At 55.1% G+C, this 6,543-nt stretch carries 7 protein-coding genes; 1 reads left to right on the forward strand and 6 read right to left on the reverse strand.

What is annotated here, in order from left to right:
* Nucleotides 1-18: 18 nt before the first annotated feature.
* A complete protein-coding gene (gene metC / locus TH25_RS13540) occupies nt 19-1,203 on the reverse strand; it encodes a cystathionine beta-lyase (protein WP_114088942.1) in 1,185 nt (394 codons plus the stop codon).
* A 259-nt stretch (nt 1,204-1,462) separates the two neighbouring features.
* Between metC and TH25_RS13545 the strand changes: the two genes are divergently transcribed.
* Complete coding sequence (locus tag TH25_RS13545) at nt 1,463-2,416, forward strand: threonine ammonia-lyase (RefSeq protein ID WP_114088943.1); 954 nt, start codon at nt 1,463-1,465, stop codon at nt 2,414-2,416.
* A 263-nt stretch (nt 2,417-2,679) separates the two neighbouring features.
* Here the strand turns inward: TH25_RS13545 and rpmF are convergent, their stop codons facing one another.
* The 5 genes from rpmF to TH25_RS13575 form a co-directional block, all read right to left on the reverse strand.
* Nucleotides 2,680-2,859 carry a 50S ribosomal protein L32 gene (rpmF, locus tag TH25_RS13550; RefSeq protein ID WP_101271060.1) on the reverse strand — a complete coding sequence of 60 codons (180 nt, stop codon included), beginning with the start codon at nt 2,857-2,859 and terminating at the stop codon, nt 2,680-2,682.
* 41 nt (nt 2,860-2,900) lie between these two features.
* Complete coding sequence (locus TH25_RS13555; protein ID WP_114088944.1) at nt 2,901-3,563, reverse strand: GNAT family N-acetyltransferase; 663 nt, start codon at nt 3,561-3,563, stop codon at nt 2,901-2,903.
* On the reverse strand, nt 3,560-4,030 hold the full coding sequence (locus TH25_RS25445; RefSeq protein WP_258549152.1) for a GNAT family N-acetyltransferase: 471 nt from the start codon (nt 4,028-4,030) through the stop codon (nt 3,560-3,562). The genes TH25_RS13555 and TH25_RS25445 overlap by 4 nt, the downstream gene beginning before the upstream one ends.
* A gap of 301 nt (nt 4,031-4,331) precedes the next feature.
* Complete coding sequence (gene sseA / locus TH25_RS13570) at nt 4,332-5,189, reverse strand: 3-mercaptopyruvate sulfurtransferase (RefSeq protein WP_114088946.1); 858 nt, start codon at nt 5,187-5,189, stop codon at nt 4,332-4,334.
* Nucleotides 5,190-5,487: 298 nt separating this feature from the next.
* Nucleotides 5,488-6,201: an alanyl-tRNA editing protein gene (locus tag TH25_RS13575; RefSeq protein ID WP_114088947.1), complete on the reverse strand. Its 714-nt coding sequence runs from the start codon at nt 6,199-6,201 to the stop codon at nt 5,488-5,490.
* Nucleotides 6,202-6,543: the final 342 nt, after the last annotated feature.

The raw sequence follows: 6,543 nt of genomic DNA on the forward strand, positions 1-6,543 counted from the left end.
GCGTTATGGTCAGTTTGATCAGGCTGATTTCAGCCGTTCAAACCCGGCTTCCAAATCGGCAATCAGATCGTCGGTATCTTCCAGGCCGACATGGATGCGCACCAGTTGGCCCGGGTCATCCCATGTGGTGGCGGTGCGGATGTTTTTGGGGGCAGAGGGCAATAACAGGCTTTCAAAGCCCCCCCAGCTAAAGCCCATGCCAAACAGATCCATATGATCGAGCATCTTTGCCAGTTGCGGGCGTTCCACCGGATGCAGCACAAACGAAAACAGGCCGCTGGCACCAATAAAATCACGCTTCCAGATCGCATGACCGGGATCATCGGGCAGGCCGGGATGCAAGACACGGCTGACTTCCGGACGGCCCTGCAGCCATTTGGCAATTGCCAGGCCCGATTCATGATGCTGGCGCAGGCGGACATTCAGGGTACGCAGGCCCCGCTGCGCCAGATAACAGTCATCCGGGCCAATGGAATCGCCCGAAATCATGACCTGTTTGATGCAGGTGTTAAAATCTTCCTCGGTCGCGGCGGTGATGGTGCCCATCATGACGTCCGAATGGCCGACGATATATTTTGTTCCCGCCTGGATCGAGACATCAACACCCAGGTCAAACGGGCGGCACAGGGTTGGCCCGGCCCAGGTATTATCAAGCAGAACCTTGGCGTTTTTTGCGTGCGCTGCCCTGGCAATGGCGGGAATATCCTGCATTTCAAAGGTCAGCGAACCGGGGCTTTCACACCAGACCACACTGGTATTATCGCGCACAAGACCGGCAATATCCGCCCCCAGGGTGGGGTCGTAATATTCAACCTCGATCCCGAATTTCTTTAAAAAGGTGTTGGCAAGGTTGCGCGTCGGGAAATAGGTGCTGTCCGTGATCAGCACATGATCGCCCGGTTTGACAAAGGCGAGAATGGCGTTGGTAATCGCCGAAACCCCCGACGATACGCACAAGGTACCATAACCGCCTTCAAGTTCCGCGATGGCTTCTTCGAGCAAAAAGCGCGTTGGTGTGCCGTGGCGGCCATAAAAATCCTTGCCATGCGGCAGGGGCGATGCCTTGTCCAGGGCTTCAAGGTTTTCAAACAGGATGGTGGATGCGTGCATAACCGGCGGATTGACCACGCCGTGATATTCGCGCGACCGGCGACCGGCATGAACCAGCCGTGTTGACGGTTTGAAATCTTTGTTAGCCGACATAAAACATCTCTCCTTGCCGCTTCCGTGTGCGGCCTGTGTGTCATTTTGATGGATCAAGTCAAAGCATCTTGGCCCGTGTGGATCAAGGTTTTTTACCGGAATAGAATGTGGATTGTGCGGGGTGTATCCCGGCGGCCAGGTCATGACCACCCATGACCGCCGATAACCGGACCGAGGAGGATTTGTTGTAAATGTCGTTGCACTGCCCGCCCCATAGATTAAATCATGTGGTCAGTTGGTCTTTGGAAGGGGAGATTTCGTGATTCAGCTTCAGGATTTTCGCGCCGCACGCCGTTTGATTGCGCCGCATATGCGGGTAACACCGGTTTTTGCCATTGGCACACCGGATTTTGGCGCAGCGGTTGCCCATGCAGCCAACACGCCTGATCTTTTTCTCAAGCTGGAAAATCTCCAGGTTTCGGGGTCTTTCAAGGCGCGCGGGGCGATGAATGCGGCCCTGAACCTGGATGAAACAACCCGCAGTAAAGGGCTTGTCACCGCATCGGGCGGCAATCATGGCATGGGTGTTATCAATGCCGCACGGGTCCTGAATGTGCCGGTCAAAATCTTTTTGCCCACCAACACCCCCAAGCCCAAGGTGGCAAAGCTGCGTAAATCCGGTGTCGATGTAACGCTGAGCGGATCGGTGTGGGATGAGGCCAACCATGCCGCAATTACCCATGCGCGCGATACCGGTATGGCCTATATTCATCCCTTTGCCGACCCGAATGTGATTGCCGGGCAGGGCACCATCGCGCTTGAAATGCTTGAACAACAGGCCGACCTGGATACGCTGGTGGTGGCTGTGGGTGGCGGCGGCCTTATTTCCGGTGTGGCAACGGCGGCCCGCCTCGTTCGTCCCGGTATTCGCATTATCGGGGTGGAGCCAACCGGCGCGCCGACCCTGTTTGAAAGCCTGAAACACAAAGAAGTGGTGACATTGCCAGCGGTCAATACCGCGGCAACCAGCCTGGCGCCGCGTCAATCCTCGGCCCTGAATGTGGATCTGATCGGTCAAAATGTGGACCGTATTGTTCTGGTGTCGGATGATGAAATGCGCAATGCGGCAGGCTGGATGTGGCGCGAGCTGGGTTTGTCGGTTGAGCTGTCCGCTGCGGCGGGTATTGCAGCGGTGATGCAGGACCGGCTGGGCGAAGGGGATATGGGAAAAACCGGCATTATTGTGTGTGGGACCGGTACGGACGGGCAATAAGTGATGTAGCCGACTGCCCAGGTTATATTTGCCCCGGCGATATTTGCCCGGAGAAATTTATTTCGCGAAATTTACCTCGGCCTGCATGAGAAAGTGCAGGCCGTTATTTTTGGGCATGGCCGGATTGCGCGCATAAAAAAAGGACAAAACCTTGCGGTTTCATCCTTTTTTAAACCAGCCGTAGCCCAAACGGGATACGCGGAAAACAGCGTCGCAAACCAGCGAAGCATTTACATGGGAAAGCCAAAGCCTTCCCAGGCAAATTACATCTTCGGTTCGATGACCTGACGACCACGGTACATACCGGTCTTCAGATCAACGTGGTGCGGGCGATGCAGTTCGCCGGTTTCTTTGTCTTCGCGGTACGAGCCCGCGGCGAGCTTGTGATGCGAGCGACGCATGCCCTGACGGGACTTGGTCACTTTACTTTTTGGCACTGCCATGGGTCATAATCCTCTGGCTTGGGTAAACTTAGGGGCGCTTGTTACCTTGCGCGGTCGGGAAAGTCAACGATCAAAGTATCCGAATTGTCAAATTCGTTATCTTTTTGCGCTTTTACGGTACCTGTCTTGTTCGCCGGTGTCACACTGGCGGGAATAAGACCGGTATCACGCGGATCATCAATCATTTCTGTTTGCTGGTCATATACAGTAAACCCGGCCCTTTGATAAGCCCCTAATGCGGAGGGATGGTCCATCGAGCAGGTATTTACCGTCAATCGCTGGGGCGAGAAGCTCCAGGCGGTGTCAACGGCCCAGTTTAACAGGTATTTACCATATCCCTTGCCGATAAATTCCGGGATCAGGCCCATATAGGAAAGATCAATCGTCCGGTCATCTTCCAGCAGGATCAGGCTAAGTTCGGCAAAACCCGCCGGAACACCGCCAACATATAAAACATATACATGGTTTTCCGCACTCGACAGAATCGCTTCGAGTTCATTGTCTTTTAGCTGGCGGCGATACCACCACAGCCACGGTTCGCCGACCGTATTATAAAGATAGCGATAAAACGAAATGGTTGGGTTTTCTGCCCGCACAATCGCCACTTTTCCCGGTGGTACAATTGCTGGCGGGCGATCGGGCTGCTGTGTCATTTCCAGATAGGTGATGGTGACGTCCAGTTTTCCCGGTTTTTTCGCAGTCATGAAGATAACCTTTTTTCATAAAACCGGTCATCCTGTGGGGATGATGACCGGGACGGCGCGGGTGTCAGGCGATATCCCTGACGGCGATAGAATTTGGCCGCCCGCTCGGATGCGGCATGAATACTGCATTTTTTAAGGCCATAATGACGCAGGATATTTTCCGCCATATCCAGCATTGTGGCCCCGTGACCACGACCGCGCAAGGACGGGGCAACGGCCAGATAATGCACCCAGCCGCTTGTGCCATCATGGCCCACCATCACGGTGGCGATCACCGGGTGCGCGGGAGCCTTTCTGGCAATCAGCACCGATCCCCGGCCAGACTCATAACAATTGCGCAAATCGTCCTGTGCGTTGCGGTTCTGGTCAATCAATCGGGCATCATACCACAAATTGATCACCGCGTCGCAATCATCGGTATTTGTCAGCAGCAGGCGTTCTATCACAAGGTCGGGTTCTGCTGTCACGAAGGGCGTACCTTTTTGTGCCAATGCGCCTGGCGGCAATGTGCCGGGGTTTGCAGCGTCAAGCCGATATCGCGGTTCTTGTGGCCCGGCATGTATCTGATGCTCAGGCATTTATATATGTCATGTTGTTTGCCCGGTTGCCAGATGTGCCCTGGCTGGTTTGTTTGCCGTTTTTGGTGCGGTGGATAAACGGCCCCGTATCCTTGCCGTATGTTTTGGCGCGTGCGGGCGACAATAAAACAGGCGGGTCACGGTTATACGGGGCCGATTTTAAATTAAACCGTCTTTCTAAACGGCCTGTTTACGAGGTGCCCGATGCACGCGGGCTGTCCGGGCGCGATGCCCATTCCGCCCAGGAACCGTCATAAACGGCGACATGTTTTTTCCCGGCGATATAGGCGCCCATTGCCAGCACACAGGCCGTGACACCCGACCCGCAACTGGCAACGACCGGTTTGTCCAGGTTCACCCCCGCATCCCTGAAAACACCGCGAATTTCGTTGGATTCCTTGAATGTGCCATCGCTATTGAGCAGTTTTTCAAACGGCACATTATAAGAACCGGGAATACGACCGGGCTTGCCCCAGCGTTCATCGGCCGTACCGGCAAAACGTTCGGCCGAACGCGCATCGACAAGCTGTTCGCGCCCGGTATCGACATTTGCCAGTACCTGGTCATATTCACGCAGCAAAAAGCTGTTGGCCCGTGCGGTAAAATGGCGTTCGCGCGGCGGGGTTGGGGCATCGGTCACGGGGTGGCCCTCGGCCTCCCATTTGGGCAGGCCGCCATCAAGCACCACAACGTCATTATGCCCGAAATGGCGCAACATCCACCAGGCCCGACATGCGGCCGATGCCACGCCGGTTTGCGCATAAACGACAATGCGTACCCCGTCCCCCAGGCCCAGCTTGCGCACCTTGGCCGAAAATTTGATGGCGTCGGGCATCATATGGGGCAGGGGCGCGCTGTCATCGGCGGCAATATCGTCAATATCGAAAAAGACGGCACCCGGAATATGCTTTTGCTCAAAAAGGGCGCGCGCGTCCTTGTCGCTGCCCGGCATATACCAGCTTGCGTCAATCACCCTGACGTCAGGGGCATTCAAATGCTCCGCCAGCCACTGGGTGGAAACCAGCGCGTCGGATTTTGGTTCGGTCATGGTCAAGCTCCGGTTTGCAATGGTGGGTATTGCATGTCCCCGGTCGTTTCCGAAGATCATTGTTTTTAAAAAAGATGCTGCCCGGTTGGGGGCCGCGACTTATTACCATGAAAGAAACCGCTGTCCAGCCCGCCGGTCTGACGGGCAATAATCCGGACAAAGGTGTTTGTCGTGCAACACCTTGCCGGGGCAGGATAGGGCGTATGTGGCCCATCCCGCATTCCGGGGCGATTTCCATCCTGTTTATAAATCGTGACCTGCCCCTACCGGGCGGTTTTCAGGTTTAATTTTGAAAACTTTATGCCTGTTCGTCAAAAACAATATTAATGCGACGGTTCTGGCGGCCTTTCTTTTCGATTTTTGAAACGCGTACCGGGCCAATTTCCGATGTGTTGCGCACATGGGTGCCGCCACAGGGCTGGTAATCAATCCCCTCGATGGTGATGGTCCGTACCGTGCCGCCATCCATTGGCGGCTGGACCGACATGGTCCGCACCAGGTCGGGATTGGCCTTTAATTCCGCGACCGTGATCAGTCCGTCATAAACCCTGGCATTGCGCGCGAGGCGTTCATTTAGCTGTTCGGTCAGTTCATCCTTGTCGGGGCTGCCTTCCATGTCAAAATCCAGCCGCGCCTTGTGGCTGGCAATGTTGCCGCCGGTTACACCGCCATCGACAATTGAACATAAAACATGCAGGCAGGTGTGAAACCGCATGTGGCGATACCGGGTTTCCCAATCCAGAACGGCATTTACCTTGCTGCCAATGGCGGGCAGGTCGTGGCCTTCGGCAATGACGTGAACCGGCTTGCCCGATTCGCGGTCTTTGACCGTGATGGCAACGGGAAATTCCGTGCCATTTTCGTGCGTCAGCGTGCCGCTATCGCCGGTTTGCCCGCCACTGGTGGCATAAAACACTGTTTGGTCAAGGATAACGCCGTTTTCCACATGGCCGGTTACGGTGGCAACACAGCTTTGCTGATAGGCATCCTGGTGAAATAACAACTCCGTCATCTAAAACTCCCGATTTTGCGGTGCCTTTATAAAAGCACCGGTTTTTTATGGTGGCATTTGGCCCCATCGTGGCGCGGTGCTTTTGCCCTTGTCGAGAACAAAATTGCTGTTTTCTGTCGTCATTTCGCGATGGGGCGGTCAGCTATAGGGGGCGAGAACGGGAAATGATTTCAAAAAATTGCGCTTAATTCTGCTGGGGGATGCGCGATCCCAGGTCGCGGTCTTCTGTTGTGCCTTCCATCAGGTGGGTCATTTCGTCAACCCGGCAAATGCGGCCTGCGCGCAGGGTATAAAAGGCAATTACCTTTATCTGATGGTGTGGACGGCCCTCACAAACCGGCA

The sequence above is a fragment of the Thalassospira profundimaris genome (assembly GCF_003326755.1).
Taxonomy (GTDB): domain Bacteria; phylum Pseudomonadota; class Alphaproteobacteria; order Rhodospirillales; family Thalassospiraceae; genus Thalassospira; species Thalassospira profundimaris_B.

What these genes read in the sequence shown, in the direction of transcription:
- metC (WP_114088942.1), bottom strand. Translation starts at nt 1,203, where the DNA reads ATGTCGGCTAACAAAGATTTCAAACCGTCAACACGGCTGGTTCATGCC.
- rpmF (WP_101271060.1), bottom strand. Translation starts at nt 2,859, where the DNA reads ATGGCAGTGCCAAAAAGTAAAGTGACCAAGTCCCGTCAGGGCATGCGT.
- TH25_RS13555 (WP_114088944.1), bottom strand. Translation starts at nt 3,563, where the DNA reads ATGACTGCGAAAAAACCGGGAAAACTGGACGTCACCATCACCTATCTG.
- sseA (WP_114088946.1), bottom strand. Translation starts at nt 5,189, where the DNA reads ATGACCGAACCAAAATCCGACGCGCTGGTTTCCACCCAGTGGCTGGCG.
- TH25_RS13575 (WP_114088947.1), bottom strand. Translation starts at nt 6,201, where the DNA reads ATGACGGAGTTGTTATTTCACCAGGATGCCTATCAGCAAAGCTGTGTT.